16 protein-coding genes are annotated in these 19,789 nt (G+C 47.6%); 9 read left to right on the forward strand and 7 right to left on the reverse strand.

Translation table 11 applies throughout. The annotated features are described in order from the left end of the window. The first annotated feature begins 2 nt into the window (after positions 1 to 2). Positions 3 to 1,337, forward strand: a complete 1,335-nt coding sequence (locus AAKU64_RS01290) for an aminopeptidase P N-terminal domain-containing protein (RefSeq protein ID WP_503012686.1) — start codon at positions 3 to 5, stop codon at positions 1,335 to 1,337. After that, complete coding sequence (locus AAKU64_RS01295) at positions 1,334 to 2,512, forward strand: FAD-dependent monooxygenase (RefSeq protein WP_354361053.1); 1,179 nt, start codon at positions 1,334 to 1,336, stop codon at positions 2,510 to 2,512. Before AAKU64_RS01290 ends, AAKU64_RS01295 begins: the two co-directional genes overlap by 4 nt. 181 nt (positions 2,513 to 2,693) lie before the next feature. On the opposite strand, the gene AAKU64_RS01300 is transcribed toward AAKU64_RS01295, so the two are convergent. Continuing rightward, positions 2,694 to 3,149 (reverse strand): Lrp/AsnC family transcriptional regulator, encoded by a 456-nt coding sequence (locus AAKU64_RS01300; protein ID WP_322119776.1) that lies wholly within the window; start codon positions 3,147 to 3,149, stop codon positions 2,694 to 2,696. A gap of 245 nt (positions 3,150 to 3,394) precedes the next feature. Between AAKU64_RS01300 and ocd the strand changes: the two genes are divergently transcribed. The 5 genes from ocd to AAKU64_RS01325 all read left to right on the forward strand — a co-directional run bounded on the left by ocd (position 3,395) and on the right by AAKU64_RS01325 (position 8,962). Further along, positions 3,395 to 4,459 (forward strand): ornithine cyclodeaminase, encoded by a 1,065-nt coding sequence (ocd, locus tag AAKU64_RS01305; protein ID WP_354361055.1) that lies wholly within the window; start codon positions 3,395 to 3,397, stop codon positions 4,457 to 4,459. A gap of 108 nt (positions 4,460 to 4,567) precedes the next feature. Then, positions 4,568 to 5,479: an arginase gene (gene rocF, locus AAKU64_RS01310; protein WP_322119778.1), complete on the forward strand. Its 912-nt coding sequence runs from the start codon at positions 4,568 to 4,570 to the stop codon at positions 5,477 to 5,479. A gap of 596 nt (positions 5,480 to 6,075) precedes the next feature. Then, positions 6,076 to 7,677, forward strand: a complete 1,602-nt coding sequence (locus AAKU64_RS01315) for a serine/threonine protein kinase (protein WP_354361057.1) — start codon at positions 6,076 to 6,078, stop codon at positions 7,675 to 7,677. Next, entirely contained in the window at positions 7,661 to 8,122 is a 462-nt protein-coding gene (locus AAKU64_RS01320; RefSeq protein WP_354361059.1) for a TssQ family T6SS-associated lipoprotein, read from the forward strand. Before AAKU64_RS01315 ends, AAKU64_RS01320 begins: the two co-directional genes overlap by 17 nt. Positions 8,123 to 8,221: 99 nt before the next feature. Next, positions 8,222 to 8,962: a hypothetical protein gene (locus tag AAKU64_RS01325; protein WP_354361061.1), complete on the forward strand. Its 741-nt coding sequence runs from the start codon at positions 8,222 to 8,224 to the stop codon at positions 8,960 to 8,962. A gap of 100 nt (positions 8,963 to 9,062) precedes the next feature. Here the strand turns inward: AAKU64_RS01325 and AAKU64_RS01330 are convergent, their stop codons facing one another. The 4 genes from AAKU64_RS01330 to AAKU64_RS01345 all read right to left on the reverse strand — a co-directional run bounded on the left by AAKU64_RS01330 (position 9,063) and on the right by AAKU64_RS01345 (position 12,467). After that, the gene (locus tag AAKU64_RS01330) at positions 9,063 to 10,508 is read right to left on the reverse strand and encodes an NAD(P)(+) transhydrogenase (Re/Si-specific) subunit beta (RefSeq protein ID WP_354361063.1); all 1,446 of its coding nucleotides are present in this window, start codon (positions 10,506 to 10,508) and stop codon (positions 9,063 to 9,065) included. Then, positions 10,508 to 10,831, reverse strand: a complete 324-nt coding sequence (locus AAKU64_RS01335) for an NAD(P) transhydrogenase subunit alpha part 2 (protein WP_354361065.1) — start codon at positions 10,829 to 10,831, stop codon at positions 10,508 to 10,510. The genes AAKU64_RS01330 and AAKU64_RS01335 overlap by 1 nt, the downstream gene beginning before the upstream one ends. Positions 10,832 to 10,925: 94 nt before the next feature. Continuing rightward, entirely contained in the window at positions 10,926 to 11,288 is a 363-nt protein-coding gene (gene panD, locus AAKU64_RS01340; protein WP_354329415.1) for an aspartate 1-decarboxylase, read from the reverse strand. Between the two features lie 63 nt (positions 11,289 to 11,351). Beyond that, entirely contained in the window at positions 11,352 to 12,467 is a 1,116-nt protein-coding gene (locus AAKU64_RS01345; RefSeq protein ID WP_354361067.1) for a Re/Si-specific NAD(P)(+) transhydrogenase subunit alpha, read from the reverse strand. A 467-nt stretch (positions 12,468 to 12,934) separates the two neighbouring features. Here AAKU64_RS01345 and AAKU64_RS01350 point away from each other — a divergent pair, with 467 nt between their 5' ends. Further along, the gene (locus AAKU64_RS01350; protein WP_354361069.1) at positions 12,935 to 13,435 is read left to right on the forward strand and encodes an NUDIX hydrolase; all 501 of its coding nucleotides are present in this window, start codon (positions 12,935 to 12,937) and stop codon (positions 13,433 to 13,435) included. A gap of 56 nt (positions 13,436 to 13,491) precedes the next feature. Further along, positions 13,492 to 14,592, forward strand: a complete 1,101-nt coding sequence (gene mnmA / locus AAKU64_RS01355) for a tRNA 2-thiouridine(34) synthase MnmA (protein WP_354361071.1) — start codon at positions 13,492 to 13,494, stop codon at positions 14,590 to 14,592. A gap of 264 nt (positions 14,593 to 14,856) precedes the next feature. On the opposite strand, the gene AAKU64_RS01360 is transcribed toward mnmA, so the two are convergent. Both AAKU64_RS01360 and AAKU64_RS01365 read right to left on the reverse strand, forming a co-directional pair. Further along, positions 14,857 to 18,105, reverse strand: a complete 3,249-nt coding sequence (locus AAKU64_RS01360; RefSeq protein WP_354361073.1) for an alpha-1,6-glucosidase domain-containing protein — start codon at positions 18,103 to 18,105, stop codon at positions 14,857 to 14,859. Positions 18,106 to 18,822: 717 nt separating this feature from the next. Beyond that, positions 18,823 to 19,632, reverse strand: coding sequence for a substrate-binding periplasmic protein (locus AAKU64_RS01365; RefSeq protein WP_354361075.1), 810 nt, complete (start codon positions 19,630 to 19,632; stop codon positions 18,823 to 18,825). Between the last annotated feature and the right edge of the window lie 157 nt (positions 19,633 to 19,789).

Raw genomic sequence — 19,789 nt, forward strand, 5'->3', positions numbered from 1 at the left:
GCATGCCATCTTTTCTGCTTCGTCGCCAGCAACTGCTTGCACAAATGCAAGCACGTGGTGGCGGTATTGCGATCATCCCGACTGCTTATGAGATGGTGCGTAACAGCGATAATTTTTTCCCGTTCCGGCACGATAGTTATTTTTATTATCTATCAGGATTTACAGAGCCAGAAGCGCTCATCGTCCTCATCGCCAACGGCCATGAGCAACGCAGTATCTTATTCTGCCGCGAAAAAAATCTGGAACGCGAAATCTGGGATGGCTATCGATTCGGCCCCGCTGCTGCCAAAGCGCATTTTGGTTTTGACGCAAGCTTTGCGATAGATGCGCTAGATACAGAAATGCCGCATCTGCTAGCGGATGCCCCTACACTTTTTTACAGCACGGGCAACGACACTCAACTCGACTCACGCCTGCATAGCTGGATAGAAGCGTTACGTGAAAAATCTCGTAGCGGCATCAGCGCGCCAGATACTACTATCGACGTGCGTGGCTTGCTAGATGAAATGCGATTGCGTAAAGATGCCTCTGAAGTAGCTTTGATGCAAAAAGCGGCCAATATATCTGGTATTGCTCACACAAGAGCCATGCAGATCGCAGGTGCAGGTCGTTATGAATATGAGCTTGAAGCGGAGCTACATCATGAATTTCGCCGCCAAGGATCGCAAGCACCGGCTTACGGATCCATCGTTGCAACTGGTGCCAATGCGTGTGTCTTGCATTACAGCAGTAACAATGCACAAATTAAAGACGGTGATTTGATTTTGATTGATGCTGGCTGTGAATTTGATAGCTACGCCTCCGATATCACACGCACCTTTCCTGCCAATGGCAAATTCAGTTCAGCACAAAAAACCTTGTATGAAATCGTCCTTGCATCCCAGCAGGCAGCACTGGACTGCGCCCGTCCGGGATCGCGCTATATGGACGGTCACAACGCCGCTGTAAAAGTATTAACGCAAGGTATGCTCGATACCGGTTTGCTGGATAAAAATAAGCTTGGCAATGTTGAAGATGCCATCAGCAACCTAGCATTCCGCCAGTTTTATATGCATGGCACGGGGCACTGGCTAGGACTCGATGTACATGATGTAGGCTCCTATCGTGAAACAGACAAGGTAGGAGATGAAAGGCCTTATCGTCAGCTGGAACCTGGCATGGCAATCACTATAGAACCCGGGATCTATGTACGTCCGGCAGAAGGCGTTCCCGAAGAATTTTGGAATATTGGTATCCGTATCGAAGACGACATCCTGATCACACCAGAAGGCCATCTCAATCTGAGCCGCGACACGCCAAAAACCGTGGCGGAAATCGAAAGTGTCATGAAACGATGAAACTTGCTGATTTCCATATCGCCATCTGCGGCGCAGGTCCGGTTGGACAATGCTTAGCCCTGTTGCTTTGCAAGCAGGGGATTGCCGCTGATCGCATCCTTTTGCTGGATGCCAAAACCAGTGCGCAAGCCGAACAAGACGTGCGCTCAATCGCGCTGTCCTATGGCAGTCAGCAAATTCTCACGAATGCAGGTGCATGGCCGATCAAGGCGACCAGCATCCGGCAGATACACGTATCGCGCCGCGGACATTTTGGCCGTAGCTTGATTGACTGCAAGGATTACGCCATTCCGGCGCTAGGATATGTCGCTCGTTACGGCGATATCATTGCGCCTTTACAAAGGGCAACAGAACAGCGTGGCGTACAGATCAAACGTCCGGCAACAGTGTCCGCGTTAGAAGAAAGCGACGATGCAGTCACGCTGACTTTACAAGATGGTGAGAAGATCACCGCGACCATCGTGGTGCAGGCAGAAGGCGGCACCTTTGGTAATCAGACGCAAAAAGCGCGCAGTGTCGACTATCAGCAAACGGCAATCATTTCGCACATCACGGTCAGCCAGTCGGTTGCACAGCGGGCGTTTGAACGCTTTACCGAACAAGGCCCGCTAGCGCTGCTGCCGCAAGAGGATGGTTATGCGCTGGTATGGTGTGTTCGCCCCCCAAGCGCAGAGCAGCTTTTGGGCTTGGACGATAACGATTTTAAAGCTGCTTTACAGCAAGCATTTGGTCAGCGACTGGGACAGATTTTGACCGCATCGTCACGCCATTCCTACCCCTTAGGCTTGAATGCGCAGGCACAAGCAACTAAGCGGATCGTCACCATTGGCAACGCGGCACAAACTCTACACCCGGTTGCAGGACAAGGTTTAAATCTTGGTTTGCGCGACGCCAAAATCTTGGCAAGTACGCTGGCGGAGACACCACTGCAAGATGAATTCAATCAGCAGCCTGTTGCTCAGCAAGTCGCCGAACAATTGCAGTTTTTCTTAAAACAACGACAAACTGACCGCAATACCACCATACGGCTAACCGATAGCATGGCAAGAATATTTGCCAGCGCACCAGATGGCGCACTCACACAATCCATATTTGGCTTGGGCTTGGGACTACTAGATATTGTCCAGCCAGCAAAAAAATTGCTTGCAGAACAAATGATGTTTGGCTGGCGCTAAACTCTCCAACGCATTTAAATATATCTAAAAAAAACAAAAATAAAGGGAGTATGTGAAGAAATAGTACCTAATGTCCAATTATTATATGGACATTAAAATATACTTATATCAGTATATTTTTTATTGAAGTAATAAATTCACTGGCTTATTCACTGGCTTATTCGCTGATTTATTCACCGAGCTAGGCAATCGGCAAGCTACTGACCGGCTTAATCTCTTCCATACAAATCATGGAACGCAGGGATGCAACGCCCGGCACTTGCATCAATCTGTCGGTTAAAAACTGCGACAGGCTTTTTAGATCCGGCGCGACGACTTTCAAAATGTAATCAAAATCGCCCGTAATCGTATGGCATTCAATAATGTCAGGGAAGGCCATGATATTGCGCTCGACCTCACGCACATTGCGAAACTGCTCCCTGTCCAGCGACAAACTCACAAACGCGATCACACCCAAACCGATTGCTTCGGCAGAAACCTGGGCGACATAACCGCGAATCACGCGTTTTTCCTCTAACGCCCGCACCCGTCGCAGGGTCTGCGGGGCGGATAAATGGATGTTCTCTGCCAACTGCAAATTGCTCATCCGGCCGTCGTCCTGCAGATGTTTCAAAATACTGCGATCATAGTTATCCACGCCATCTCCTAAAATTTAAATATTTTATGTATTTAGTATATTACGAAATATAAATGCCAAATTGAGACTAAATAGAAATTATATTTCATTGTTAGCGTTTTATTCATCGTATTTAGAAATCTAATTTCCAGCCGAAACCGCTACAATTTATAGCAGAACAAAAGCAATATCGGCGCCATTGGCGGCAAACATTTCAGCAATATTCAATACCAATTAGCAAGACCCAAAAATCAACGGAGATCACCATGGTTACCTTCATCGGTACACAGGAAATGCAAACCCACTTGAAAAAAGTCAGTGTAGAAGACGCGATTGCGCGTTTAGCTGACATGATCAAGGAGGATTATTTACGCTGGAGCCAGTTTGACAAATGCGCCCGCGTCGCCAGCCACTCAGATGTGGGCGTGATTGAATTAATGCCGATTTCCGACGGCAAGCAATATTCATTTAAATACGTGAATGGTCATCCAAAAAATACTCAAGAGGGTTTGCTAACAGTTACCGCTTTTGGTTTGCTAGCCGATGTCGATACTGGTTATCCTAAGTTGTTGTCTGAATTAACATTGACTACCGCGATCCGCACGGCGGCGACCTCGGTATTAGCCGCCAAATATATGGCGCGCCCAGTCAGCCGTAGCATGGCCTTGATCGGCAATGGCGCACAGAGCGAATTCCAGGCGATCGCTTTCCATTGCATCTTGGGCATACAGGAATTGCGCGTCTACGATGTAGACTCGGCAGCGACTGACAAACTCATCAACAATCTGCGCGCCTATCCTAATTTGCGTATCATTCGGGCTGCATCGACGGCAGAAGCAGTCAAAGGCGCAGACATCATCACGACCGTGACCGCAGACAAAACCAATGCATTGATTTTATTGCCGGAAATGATCAGCGAAGGCACTCACATTAATGCCGTTGGCGGCGATTGCCCGGGCAAGACTGAATTGCATGGCGATATTTTGAAAAATGCCAACGTCGTCGTGGAATACGAACCTCAATCCCGCATCGAAGGTGAACTGCAACAAATGCCAGCTGATTTCGCGGTAACGGAGTTGTGGCAGATTCTGGAAGGCCAGATTGCTGGTCGCCATAATGAAAAGCAAGTGACCGTATTTGACTCTGTCGGTTTTGCGTTAGAAGATTTTTCTGCCATGCGTTATCTAGAAAAATATGTGGTGCAAAAGGACACGCGGATTTTGGATTTAATCCCAGAACTGCTGAATCCAAAAGACTTATTCGGAATGGCTGTAACACCAGTTGCACAACAGCGCTCCATGGCAGAAAATGTCGTATCGATCAGTGCTTAAGTCATTGCCTGATTTCAGTCATTACCGCTGATCAGGTCTTGTTGAAGTACATGGCAGATGCACTAAATACGATTCACTAATTTATATTAAATCAAATCACTCAAACGAATGAAAACTATTTCCTTAATTGGTGCTCCGACAGATGTCGGAGCAAGCGTCAAAGGTGCTGGCATGGGGCCAGACGCGCTGCGCGTTGCAGGCTTGGTAGAAGCGTTGGAGGCGCGCCAATTAAAGGTAATTGATCACGGCAATTTGCATGGGCCAGCCAATCCTTGGCAGGCACCAGTAAACGGCTTACGTCATTTAAAAGAAGCGATTGACTGGAATCAGGCAGTCTATGACGCAGTCAGCCAGGCATTGACTGATGGTCAGATGCCCATGATGCTAGGCGGTGATCATTGCCTTGCCATCGGCTCCATCAGCGCGATTGCCAATCATTGCAAAAAGAATGGTAAAAAATTACGGGTATTGTGGTTTGATGCCCATGCTGACAGCAATCTCTCCACCATCAGCCCGACAGGAAATATCCACGGCATGCCAGTCGCATGCCTGATGGGACATGGCCCAGAATCGCTAACACACTATGCAGATCACTCACCAGCAATGAGTCCTGACGAAATCCGTCTGATCGGTATCCGTAGCGTCGATGCAGGTGAGAAAAAATTCATTCACGAGATGGGCATGCAAGTGTTTGACATGCGCTATATCGACGAGCATGGCATGCGCAGCGTTATGAAAAGTGCGCTGGAAGGGTTGGATGACAACACGCATTTGCACGTCAGTTTCGACATGGATTGCTTAGATCCAGATATCGCCCCGGGCGTAGGAACAGCGGTATTAGGCGGCCCGACTTACCGCGAAGCCCAGCTCTGTATGGAAATGATCGCAGACAGCGGTCGCCTCGCCTCACTCGATTTAGTAGAACTCAATCCGGCACTCGATATCCGCAATCAGACTGCAGTTCTGGCAGTAGATTTGATTGAGAGCTTGTTTGGTAAATCGACTTTAGTACGGATGTAATTTTTTAAAGCAATTGAATTGTAAAAAAAGCTGCATGATTATTCATGTGGCTTTTTTTATACGCGGTAGCCAAAGTTAAAAGCAAACTAAAAAAGATTTTACTAATGTCTATGCTGGCATGCTGAAGCTTTTTCCCCGCACACCATGCAAGCACTTAGCATAGACAATTTAAATATACTCCCCCTCTATTTTTAATAATACGGCCTAATGGCCAGTATTAACTTGGACGACTAAATATACCTATCTGGAGTATATGAATAAACAATGAAACCTGCTCTATGAATTGTGAGCAAACTGCATACTTGAGAAGCCTATCGTGAACTGCTGGTTTCCCTTTCAAATAAACTGAAAAAATGTTTCATCAGGCTTTCGTCCAAGTTTTACATTAGGTCGCCATCTCCTTGTATCGACACCGATTATATGCAGTGCCCCAAGAAATAATATCGTCTCGATTTGACTGCAAACGCGACAGCGATAATTGAATATATAGATGTAATTGACGGACAATTTCAAGGACTTATTATTTATGCCACACAAACACAGCATAAATCACCTGCCAGCTAGAAACTATCAGGTTTTAGCGTTATGCTAGTAACATGACTGCTGACACCCTGCGCACGCCCCTTCCAAATGCCAATCCTGTGCCCAAAGGGCGGATCGGTCGTTTTGTCTATGAAAGTGAAATTGGGCAAGGATCGGTTGGCATCGTCTACCTGTTTCGCGATCCATTAATTGGACGTAAAGTCGCCATCAAGATTCTCAATCCACAGCTGCCAGCGAACCAGCGACAGCTATTTGAAAAGCACTTTATCCAAGAAGCCCGTGCGGCGGGACGCCTAAACCATCCGAATATTGTCACGGTATATGACGCGGACAAAGAAGGTGATCTGCTGTATATCGTCATGGAATATCTGGAAGGCAAAGAGCTGCGCGACGTGCTGGCAAGCGGTCACCAATTTAGTTATAAACAAATTGCAGAGTTGATTGCGCGCACTGCCAACGCGCTGGACTACGCGCATGAACACGGCGTGATACATCGTGACATCAAGCCAGCGAATATTTTCATCACGAACAATAATTCCACGCCTAAAGTACTGGATTTTGGTATCGCTAGCGCATCACGACAAATATCAGATGCCGATGCAACCCTGGGACATGACTATGTGTCTGAGCAAAGACTATTAGGTACGCCCAATTACATGTCGCCAGAACAGACCCGGGGCGAGACCATTGATGCACGTACGGATATTTTTTCATTAGGCGTCGTACTCTACCAATTATTGTGCGGAGAGTTGCCGTTCAAGGGTGACAGTATCAAGCAATTACTTGATGCAATCGCCCGCGATCCGGCAATTCCGCCACAAGAAATTCGCCCAGATGTGCCATTGCGTTTAGCTCGTATTGCGGCCAAGGCTCTCGCCAAAAAACCAGCCGATCGTTATGCCCGCGCATCAGATATGGCGAGCGATTTAAATCGGTTTTTATCCAAAGAGAGAACCGACCGCATCATCGCCCAGATACAGCAACCGTCAACAGAAAAAGATACTGCAGCTGCAAGTGTCAGCACAAACAAAAGTACGGCCGCTAAAACCGATCGTCGAAGAAAATCAGATTCAGTGAAGTTAGGGACGACGCAGTTATTGATCGCTGCGGCAGCCTTATTAATCGTCATTATCGCGGGTTGGGTTTGGAATAAATCTAAGCAATCAGCAGAGCCAATAGCCCCGACCGTGCTGCCAACTTTGCCACAAACAGAGAGCAACGCGCCAAAAGTAGCTGCAACTCTTCCAGCAATAAATACTACACCTGTAGCTGCCAGTGCTGCTATTAATAATGACTCAGAAGAAATCATTAACCTGCCATTAACTTCCACTAAAACAGAAGCGAGCCCAACCTCAGCCACCATACCCGCCAATAAAAAAATAGATGCGGCTAAAGCGTCGTCAAAAAATAAGGCCTCCAATGCAGTAGTTGGTCCGGTCGCTAGCCCAATCGTGAAGGGTTCCGTGCAATTGGCGGTGTCGCCATGGGGTGAAGTATTTGTCGACGGACAAGCGAAAGGTGTAACACCACCGCTGGCTCGTCTGAGCCTGGCCACCGGCAAACATAAAATAGAAATTCGTAACGGCGATGATAGTTATGCCGTCACCATAGAAGTCAGTGCAGACAAGGAGAACAAAGTTGGCCACCAATTTTAATCAGCGATCAGGTATGTCTTTGGCGGCATCCAAAACACGTAAAGTATTGTCAGCTTTTGTCGGCTTGGGTGCCTCGGGCGTGCTAAGCACCGCTATTTTACTTGGTGGCTGCGCAGCACCAGAACAGCAGGTTGGCCTGTCCGACTTGTCTGCGCGACCTGGAGAAAAAGCATTGCTTGCAGGCATACGTTCATACGAGGAAGCACAATATGCCGATGCAGAAAAATCTCTCAGTCTCGCTTTATCAACAGGATTCACAGTAAAGAAAGATGCAGCGCTTGCGCATAAATATCTGGCATTTATTTATTGCACGACTGAGAGAATTGACGCCTGCAAACAATCCTTTCGCTCGGCGCGCCTGGCCGACCCAGCCTTTGAACTGAGCAAAAGTGAAATCGGTCATCCTGTCTGGGGCCCGGTTTATAAACAAGTGATTGCTGAGTAATCTGGCTCCGGCTCATTTTTTTATTTAACAGGCCCTAATCTGAGTTTGATCTGTCTGTATTAATCGCCATGCTTAACTCTTAAAGATTGACGATTAACAATGATCAGAAAATTCATTCAGTGGTTACTGATACTTAGCCTCATTATTTTGCTGACGTCATTATGGCGAATGCATAGCTTACCCAACCCCTCTGAGCTATCCATCTCATTGCTTGATGAGCCCAAGCAAGAAGCAATACAGGAAGCCAAGTTTGAAACGATTAGTAATGGTGTGACATATACCGTCCAACCGCTGTATCACTACGATCTGGTCGGATTAGTCGTGAGCAAGCATGATGCCGATACATGGTGGGATTACATTCATCGCGAATGGAATGATAGCCTGAATATCGTTGATCTATGTGTAGTCTGGGGCAACAATGTAAAGACTAATATCTACAACGAAATTAACTTTTCAAGTGGTCAGTTCACCTGTAATTTCAGTACATCATCAGATACTGCATTTGCTGCTTTCGATCAAACTGCAATCTCTAATAATCACTTACTGAGCGACAACCCCAAGCTAACAAAAATTATGCGTAGCGTGCAAGTCGGCGATCAAATTCATTTTCGCGGTAGCTTAGCCGAGTATTCACATCATCACGGATTTGCGTTTAAACGCGGTACAAGCATCACCCGCACGGACACCGGTAACGGCGCATGCGAAACCGTATTTGTAGACAGTTTTGAGATTATTAAAAGCGGCGGAAAACCATGGCGCCAATTAGTATGGCTGTCTGGCATGATGCTGCTGTTTGGGATAATCGCTTGGTTCGTGCAACCAATCCGGGTCAATGATTAGAGATACTCGTCAGGTCTTGTCATTAAGCATGCTCAAGTCATAAAAAACCACATAAAAATATGTGGTTTTTTATTTTAAGCACCAATCAATTCAATCTAAATTACTCGATTGCCTTGACCATATCTTCAATCACTTTCTTCGCATCGCCAAACACCATCATCGTCTTATCCATGTAGAACAATTCATTGTCCAGACCGGCATAACCCGATGCCATTGAACGCTTATTCACGATAACTGTTTTAGCTTTATAGGCCTCCAGAATTGGCATTCCGGCGATCGGTGATTTAGGGTCTTTGGCCGCTGGATTAACAACGTCATTTGCCCCTAAGACCAATACCACATCGGCCTGACTGAATTCATTATTGATGTCTTCCATCTCAAACACTTGGTCATAAGGCACTTCGGCTTCTGCCAGTAACACGTTCATATGTCCTGGCATACGACCAGCTACAGGATGAATCGCGTATTTGACAGAAATACCTTTATGCGTGAGCTTCTCGGTCAGCTCTTTTAATGAATGCTGAGCGCGGGCAACTGCTAAACCGTAACCAGGCACAATGATCACTGTCTCTGCATTACCTAGCAGAAAAGCGACGTCATCAGCAGAGCCGGACTTCACATTACGCTGCGCCTGGCCGCCAACCGCAGCCTCGGTCGGTGCACCACCAAAGCCGCCTAACAGCACATTGAAGAAAGAGCGATTCATCGCTTTACACATAATGTAAGACAAGATCGCGCCGGAAGATCCGACCAGCGAACCAGCAATAATCAGCATCGAGTTATTGAGTGAAAAACCAATACCCGCCGCGGCCCAGCCAGAATAGCTATTCAGCATAGAAACCACAACTGGCATGTCCGCTCCACCGATAGGGATGATGATCAACACACCCAAAATAAAAGCAATCGCCGTCATCAAAACAAAGGGAATCCAAGCAGGCGCAGTGCCCGGTGCGAAGCAAAAAATCAAACCTAGACCGACCATAAAAATTGCCAGTATCAGGTTTAGAAAATGTTGCCCCTGAAAGCTGACAGGCGCACCCTGGAATAAACGGAATTTATATTTACCAGACAATTTACCAAACGCAATCACAGAACCCGAGAAGGTAATTGCACCCACAAAAGTACCGATAAATAATTCCAGACGATTACCGAAAGGGATCGCCTCATAGCGTGCCGTGATATTAAAAATCCAGGGCTCAGCAACTACAGATACAGCGATACACACTGCCGCAAGACCGATCAATGAATGCATCGCTGCTACCAGCTCTGGCATCTTGGTCATTTCTACTCGCTTAGCCAGCGTGGCGCCAATACCGCCGCCAACGACGACACCGAATATCACCAATCCATAGCCAAGACCCGAGCCAGCGGCCTCATTTTTCAGCTTTACGATCAAAGCAATCGTCGTCACTACCGCAATTGCCATACCAATCATGCCAAAGCTGTTACCGCGTCTTGCAGTCGATGGATGCGACAAACCTTTAAGCGCCTGAATAAAGCATACCGAGGCGATCAGGTACAACATCGTGACCAGATTCATACTCATTATTTGTGCTCCTTAGCTACATCAGGCGTCACTTTGGGCTCTTTTTTCTTGAACATTTCCAGCATGCGCTGGGTGACCAAAAATCCACCAAACACATTGACCGCGGCAAGGGCAACCGCGACCGTGCCCATGACTTGGGCTAATAGACCTTCCGTCAAACCTGCTGCCAACATGGCACCGACGATGATGATGGCTGAGATTGCATTCGTGACTGCCATCAAAGGCGTATGCAAAGCAGGCGTAACTGTCCAGACCACGTGGTAACCGACATAAATTGCCAGTACAAAAATGATCAAGTTGGTAAGGGTGTGACTAACTTCCATGATGTCCTCTCTTCTTTATTTAGGGTGAGACATGCAAAGCAAACTGTCGAAAAAAACTTGGTATGGTCAATACCGTCTTATTTAAATAACTTTCTTAATACGCCTTAAGACTGGTAATTTGATTCTTCCCGTCGACAAAAACCACTTTCGGTTTAAAGCTACTGGATTCCTCGTCCGTCATCGGTGCATAGGTACAGATAATCATCAAGTCGCCCAGTTGTACCCGACGCGCTGCCGCGCCATTCAAGGAGATTTCGCCGCTACCACGTTTGCCTTTAATCACATATGTGGAGAACCGTTCACCATTGTTGACGTTGTAGAGTTCTATCTGTTCGTGCTCTTTGATATCAGCGGCGTCGAGCAGATTTTCATCGATACCACACGAACCTTCGTAGTGGAGATCGCACTGGGTCACAGATGCGCGATGAATTTTGGCGCGGAGCATGTTTCTTTGCATTGTCATTCTTCTTTCAATTACATTGACTAAAAATCCTGGCTACTAGCTTAGGATTATTTATCCTTATTTCCTTAAAACTTCACCGCCAGCACACATCAGCGTAGCGACTACAATCTCGTCTTCTTTATTAATCGCTAAAGCAGCGTCTTTATCGATAATCAATTTCAGAAAATCCAATACGTTACGAGCATACAAAGCAGAGGCGTCGGCAGCCACCAGCGTTGCCAAATTTGGTTCGCCAATAATATGCACGCCGTATTTGGTGACTGTCTTGTTTAGCTCAGACAGAGGGCAATTACCACCCTGCTCGACCGCCATATCCACGATTACGGAACCCGGCTTCATCGCCTTAACAGTTTCTTCTGAAATCAGCGTCGGTGCTTTGCGACCAGGGATGAGTGCCGTAGTGATGATGATGTCGGCTTGTTTGGCACGTTCGTGCACCAGCGCCGCCTGACGTTCCATCCATGAGGCGGGCATCGGACGAGCATAGCCACCAACGCCTTTGGCGATTTCTCGCTCTTCATCTGTCTCGTAAGGGACGTCGATAAATTTCGCCCCCAAGGATTCGACTTGCTCTTTCACTGGCGGACGTACATCAGATGCTTCAATCACTGCACCCAGACGCTTGGCTGTTGCAATCGCTTGCAAACCAGCTACGCCCACACCCATGATCAGGACGCGGGCAGCTTTGACTGTGCCGGCAGCGGTCATCAACATCGGCATAAAGCGCTGGTAAGTGTTTGCCGCCAGCATCACTGCTTTGTAGCCAGCAATATTCGCTTGCGACGACAATACGTCCAGCGACTGCGCACGAGTGATACGTGGCGCGGCCTCTAATGCGAATGCAGAAATACCATGCGCTGCCATGGCGGCAATATTCTCTGCATCAAATGGATTGAGCATGCCAACTAGCGTCGTGCCCGATTTGATCAATGCACGCTCATCTGCATCTGGTGCTCTGACTTTTAACACTAGCTCTGCACCAAATGCCTCAGCCGCAGTACCGATTTGCGCACCTGCTGCCTGATACGCCTCGTCAGTAATACTGGCGGCGATACCGGCGCCAGATTGCACGATGACCTGATGTTTTGCAGCTACATATTTTTTGATGGTCTCTGGGGTCGCCGCTACACGCGTCTCACCCGGCCGTGATTCGGCGGGGATGCCGATTCTCATAGGTTACTCCTTGATTTGCTTGTTTTAAATTCTGACCGGGCACACGCTGATGAAACGATGGCGCCAGTTTGCTACTTAAGAAAACTCCTTAAGAAAGCTGGAAGCATCGTCAGCGCCGTCACCCGAATTTAGTATTCTTTCGTATTCGACAACGATCTTACACGCAAAATGTTGTGTGGCATTACCGTTCTTTTTTTGTCTTTTCGCTAAGAATGCTGCTTGTGGCTGCACCATTGCCGTGCAAATTGCGTCCGATACACTAGCATGAAAAACCACGCGCTATAAGCCTTTGCGGGAGAATAACTGAAAATAAATGAAGGATTTCCAGCAAAGACAGAATCCTAAATTCAGCTACATCACTGCTCTATAGACAAAATTCGTATTAGCTAATTCACCTTCAGATTTGCTGGTTTGCCACACAATATCTGATGGCAAAGTAAAATAGCGAACTTATAGAAAGAGGCGCTATGTCTACAGTCTGGAAACCCTCGGTCACCGTTGCGGCCGTTATCACTCGCCAGCACGACCAACATCTGCAATTTTTGATGATAGAAGAAGAGACTGACGAAGGCGTGCGGATCAATCAGCCTGCCGGTCATCTTGATCCTGACGAAACTCTGCAACAGGCAGTCACACGCGAAACACTGGAAGAAACCGCCCACGATTTCACGCCCACAGCCTTGATCGGATCTTATCTGTCGCGCTATGTATCGCCAGTCAACGGAGAGCAAGTAACTTATCTGCGATTTGCCTTTAGTGGTGAGCTGGGACAAGTACACCAGCGTGACCTTGATCACGGCATTTTGCGTACCGTGTGGATGACACATGCTGAGCTGCTGGCGTCACAAGAGCGCCACCGCAGTCCCCTGGTGTTGCAATGCGTAAATGACTATCTGGCAGGCCAAAGCGCGCCGCTGTCGCTGTTGTTTACGCATCCGTCTGCATTAGTGACCAGCCAACTCAAGTAAAAAAAGTAAGCGCAGCACAAAGTAAGTTTGGTCAGGAATAAGAGAGAAGAACAAGTATGGCAAAGAAACGCGTAGTAATAGGTATGTCCGGCGGTGTAGATTCATCGGTGTCCGCTTGGCTGCTCAAACAGCAAGGCTACGAAGTCATCGGCCTGTTTATGAAAAACTGGGAAGACGATGACGACTCCGAATACTGCTCCACCCGCGAGGATTGGATTGATGCCGTCAGCGTCGCCGATGTCGTGGGCGTTGATATTGAGGCGGTAAATTTTGCGGCCGAATACAAAGACCGCGTCTTCGCAGAATTTTTGCGTGAATATCAGGCTGGCCGTACACCCAACCCGGACGTACTCTGCAATGCCGAGATTAAATTCAAAGCCTTTCTCGATCACGCGATGAAGCTCGGGGCGGACTACATCGCCACCGGCCATTACGCCCGTGTGCGTGAGGTGAATGGCGAATTTCAATTACTCAAAGCACTCGATGCCAGCAAAGATCAAAGCTATTTTTTACATCGTTTGAATCAAGCGCAATTGTGCAAAACCTTGTTCCCGCTAGGCGAAATTCAAAAGACTGAAGTCCGCAAAATCGCCGAGCAAATCCAGCTACCCAACGCCAAGAAAAAAGACTCTACCGGCATCTGTTTTATCGGTGAACGGCCTTTCCGCGAATTTTTAAACCGCTATTTGTCTTATCAACCAGGCGAGATGAAAACACCTGAAGGCGAGCTTGTCGGCAAACACGTCGGTCTGAGTTTTTATACCTTGGGACAACGCAAAGGCATCGGCATCGGCGGCATCAAGTCACATCAAAATGCGGACGGCAGCAGCGATGCCTGGTATGTCGCAAAGAAAGATATCGTCGCCAATACTTTGTACGTCGTGCAGGGTCATGATCATCCATGGCTGTTATCGTCGGCGTTAGAGGCAGGACAAAATAGCTGGATCGCCGGACACGCACCGGCGCAAACTCAGTTATCTGCCAAAACCCGTTATCGTCAGGCCGATATCGCCTGTACGCTGCATGCGGACAGCGATCGTTTTGCCTTGCATTTTGATGTGGCGCAATGGGCAGTCACGCCGGGACAATCAGCCGTGTTATACGACGGCGACGTCTGTCTGGGCGGCGGGATTATTAGCGGTGCGACGGCGGGGTAATTCAGTCTCTGCGGCAAAGCGGTGCCTGACGCTGAGGCATAGAAATTTGTGCTCAGCGCGTAGGGATTACATTCAAACTATTTATATACTCCCCCCAATTTTTATGAAAACACCCTTATTGTCCAATGATTCATTGGACAATTAAAAATACTTATCTGGAGTATGTTAAAGGCAGCGTGTAGAGCGACATCTAACAACAACGATGCTAAGCAACAATACAAAAGAAAAAAAGCCGCGCGATGCGGCTTTTTTGCATTAAAAAAATCAATATTCGACGAACACCACGGTAGTGCGCGGCGGGACACTGAAAGCACCGCTACTACGATCAAAAGTCGCTGTCCTTGCCACTGCATCACTGTCAGACTGGCGTTGAATCGGATGTAGCATTAAAGATCTGCCGCGCATCGCCTCGATCGTCAGATTTTTTGCGACTTTATCGACGTTGAATAACACCACGACCTGTTTGTATTTTGCTCCCGAATAACGACGTGGATATTGGCCATCAATCCCCATCGCAATTAAGCCCGTTTGCTGCTGTGGTCCGACGTTGTAGAAACTAAGGCGATCAATCACGTCTTGTCCGGTACGCAGACGGAACAGCGACGTATCGTTGCGGATCGCCAGCATATCGGCAAAATAATCACGCGCAGTTTTGATCGCCGCCGGACCAGGATTGATCAAAGGATTGGTCAGGATAGTTGACATCAACGGCCAGTTGGCCTGATTGCTCGCAGCCATTGGCAAGCCAATGCCGAAATGATTGCTCTGATAAGTAAAATCGAGCTGGTTAAACCAATCCCCCGCGTTATAGCTATTTTGATCCAGCGACTTCGAGCGCAACAGGTCCTGTCCAGCGTGAATGAAGGGAATCCCCTGCGACAAGAGCGTAATCGCAGCACCAAGATTTTGCACTCTTACCCGATCACTTATATTAGTCGCCACTGGCAATTTATACGCATTTAAATCGAATAAAGTTTGATTATCATGCGCTTCAATATAGTTGATACTTTCGCCCGGGTTGGCGGTGTATCCGGCTGGCATCCCAAAATAATCCATCTCTGAGTTTTTGCGATTAATACCGGTCCGGTCTGTAAAGCGATAATCGCGCAATGTGCCAGACAATCCCACACGGACCAGATCGGTGACTCTGAGAAGATCGTCTTTGGTCTGGGTGCTTTGCGCATTCGGATCATAAAAAGCGCCATTGATAAAGCCTTGCTGGCTGATCAGGTTATTCCCGCTATCACAGCAACCACCGCCACGCACCGCATCGCGCAGACGATCATTAAAAGATCCAATCCCGCTGCCAAATAAATTCGCCTGACGTGCCTGTACAAATCGGGCGTCATTGGCAATCACGCCAAAATTCCACGCTTCACCATACAGATAAATAGTACGATGTGCCGCCTGATTTACTTCAGTCTGGAGTTTGGAAATCAATGACAAAGGATGCATGCCCATGATGTCAAAGCGGAAGCTGTCTACTTTGTAATGTTTTGCCCAACTGATGACTGAATCGATCATCAGTTTGCCCATCATCGCGTTTTCTGCTGCGGTATCAGAGCAGCAACTATCGTTGGTAATACCGCCGTTTGCATTCAATCGATAATAGTAAGCCGGTACAATTTTATCGAGCACCGATAAAGGCCCCTGCTGCGCCTGGCTGGTATGGTTATAGACGACATCCATCGTGACTCGCAGTCCCTCTTCATGCAAGGCTCTGACCATGGCACGGAATTCTTTTACCCTAACCGCGCCATCGTTGGCGTTGGTGGCATAGCTACCGTCTGGCGCACTGTAATGTACGGGGTCATAACCCCAGTTAAAACAGTCGCCATCCTGATTCGATGCGACGGCGGCTTGCTGAGCTGTGGAATCAGCTGGCGCATTAGGAATCACGGTGTTGGTACAACCAGTTTCAGACACACTGGCAATATCGAAACTCGGCAATAAATGGATATGCGTCATCCCAGCACGTTGCAAGGATTTCAGATGGCGCATACCATTTGACCGGGTATCAGTGAAGGCCAAAAATTTACCCCGATGCGCGGCAGGAACGGTAGCATCATTGGCGCTGAAATCCCGGATATGCAACTCATACAATGCAATATCGGTGACGCTTTCCAGCTCCGGAATCCGCTGATAATCCCAATCATGCGGCTTCATCTCTGGACTATCAAGATTGATAATAAAGCTGCGCTGACCATTAGCGTTAAGACTTAACGAATACGGATCGGTAACGACATTACTGACCACGGTATTACTCGCCCAGCGTGACAAAACATTCACGGTATAGGTGTAATACCAGCGGTTAGTCCAGCGCGGATCACGTGCAACATAAGTCCAGACGCCGCTAGCGGCATCTTTTGTCAAATCTACCTGAATCGCGGCAGCATGATTCATATCTGCATCTGGATACAGATTGAGCTTAACGCTCTTGGCCGTCGGCGCCCAGAGACGGAAAGTCGCCGCACCAAAACGATTGAAGCTCAAGCCTAATTCAGCATTGCTTGCTTTTGCTGCATACAAAGCATCCAGCACACCCGCCATTTGTAAGGACGTGACCTGTACCAGATTGCCGCTACTATCGTATTGTGCAATCGCGAATTGAGCTGTCATCTTATCGATAACATTCGCCGCATCACCAGCAGACAAATTGAGCGCGGTCGCACTGCTCACGTAAGGGAATTTTGCCCTCAAGCTCGACGACAAACCTGTGCTGTTGAGCATCAACGAGATGCTGCCATCTGCTCCGGTAACGCCGCTGGCATTGGAACCAAGTCCACCGTTTGCGGCATAGAATAATTTATAGCTACTGCCGCTATTGCCATTGCTATTGCCGGCACCAGGCCAGGCAATTGTGTCGGGCGCTAACCAGAGCGCAGTGGCATTGTTCAGATTACCAAAGCTGATCGGTGACGGCGACGCATAAACCGTGCAATCACCTTCCAGCATCCAGATTTCCTGGCCGGTACTGGCAATCGTCGGAGAGAAATCGGCATGCTGGTCATTGCCACAATTTTTATTACCAGAACCATCGGTTATCAGAAACCAGATTGCCGTCTTTGTAGTGTTGACTGGAATATCAACATAACCACCAAACGAATCCGCGTTTGTCATCATAAAACGATCTGTAATCCACGTCTGGCTAGGCACCAGCGGACCATCCCATGAATACACGCCCCATTGCACAGTGTCGTGCTGGGCGCGGTGGTAATGCATACGCATGATGCCCGCTGCTGGCGCGGGGGCGGACGCTGCAGGCTGACCCAATTTTGCGGTCGCCTGTATCGATAAAGCTGGATTGCCGTTTGCGACATTGACAGAAAGAGTAGCCGCGCTAACAGCCGTGTTTTGATTAGACGTGGTGTTGGCAGAAGGCTCATTGCTACCACCGCACGCACTCAGTAATCCCAGACCAATCAAAGTAATAAACACCATCTTCAGACGATAGCTCAGACGACCGTTAAGACGGCAGTTCAGACGATCAATAACGCTGTTTTGCAACTGCATGACAGACTCCTTAATCAACAAAAAACAGAGAAAGATACGGATAAAGATACGGTGCCTTGGCAACAGCGTTGGCAAGCGCGTTGGTAAAAACAATGACAACAAAATCGTCATATAAAAAGTAACATTACTACTTAAAAATGAAATAATGCATCACCCCCAAGCGAGTAAGTGCCTTATGCGTAATGAAATAAACAACATTTGATAAAAGCTATGACAGCTGAGCAATGCTAGTCCAATTCCAGACTGACAGAAAATTCCAGCAGGAAAAGAAATACGACGATGCAATAGAGGATGTCTAGTTGTGGCCTGCGAGGTAAAAACAGCCATGGCGCGAACGCTGGATTACCTTGTCTCCTACTATTTTTAATTTACTATGTTTTATTTGTATTAATACTACATACGAATTTTATCCAAAGCAACCAGCAATTTTATGAGTATCGTATTCAGACCAAATTGATAGACTTTTGAGCGGAAAAATAGAAACAAAGAAATATCTGATCAAAGCCAGACGATGAGGCAATCCATCGAACCGAGGATTGGAAATTAGTAATGAGGGGGAGATGAGGGATTGCAGCTACTCAAAGCATTGATAGCAAGCAAAGATCAGTGCTAAAGATAAAGAGAAATAAATTAAGAGACTACAAATAATCCGCCATCATTATTGTCGTTAGCAATAGCAGCGCACTGTGTCTTAAGAGAGATATCTGAGGTATTCAGCTATTTATCTGGCTCGACAAAAGGCAATTCACCTATGCGTTTGCCTCGCCTTAATGCCGTATTGATTTTATCGATGATGCCGTCGTCTTTTTCTGCCAGGATGGCGAAATGGATATAGTCGATTGCAAGCGGCTTGCTGAGCACTTTAAACGTGATCCCTGCTGGCATGGGTGTATCGGGCGCGACCTCTGCCATGGTGGAGTTGATCAGCGCCTCCACCTTAGCCGGATCAGGACTACGATGACCGATCAGCATGACATCCGTCCTCTTGCTCAATAACTTTTTTAAGCGCGAAGGCAGCGAGAAAAGGTCTTCATCTATTCCGGCTAGCTTACTTTTATAACTATCAAATTCTTCGCCGTAGCTAGAGCCACGCACAATGCCAACCGTTTTGGTTTTTAAATCAGCGATACTCGCATACGGAAAAGTCATATCGCTTTGGGTCACCATCCAGATATAGTTGCCAAAAGCAGGGATAGAAAAATGCAAGGTCTGCATACGCTCTTTTGTCTTGGATAATCCAAAAGCCAGGCCCTCTCCTTCAGCCAGTCTTTGTAGTAAGCGGTTCCAGGGATAACGGTGCGGATCGAAGTTGATATTTAAATCTTGTTCGACATAATTGAGGGTGTTGATAAAGGGTTCGTTGAGCGGCACCTGCGCATTTTTTTCAACATTCGACTCGGCCAATAGAATGATAACTTTGCGCTTCTCGGTGCTTGCTGCAGCCCATGCCAAAGTCGGCAGCGAGAGTAATACAAACGAGAGCAATTTTCGTCTCATATTGGCCTGCAAACTCAACAGTCTGGTCATAGTCATTCTCCCGCTTGGCTGTTCCTGCTAAAAACCGAACCTGGCGCTGCAGTACAGAATCGGCGCTACCCGCGCCTCTTAAATGTAATTTTATTCTACGCCGAAATCACGCAAAACCATCTGTATCACGGTTTTCTTTTGACACTAGCCCCCGCTT

This window comes from Undibacterium sp. GrIS 1.8 (assembly GCF_040544445.1).
Taxonomy (GTDB): domain Bacteria; phylum Pseudomonadota; class Gammaproteobacteria; order Burkholderiales; family Burkholderiaceae_D; genus Undibacterium.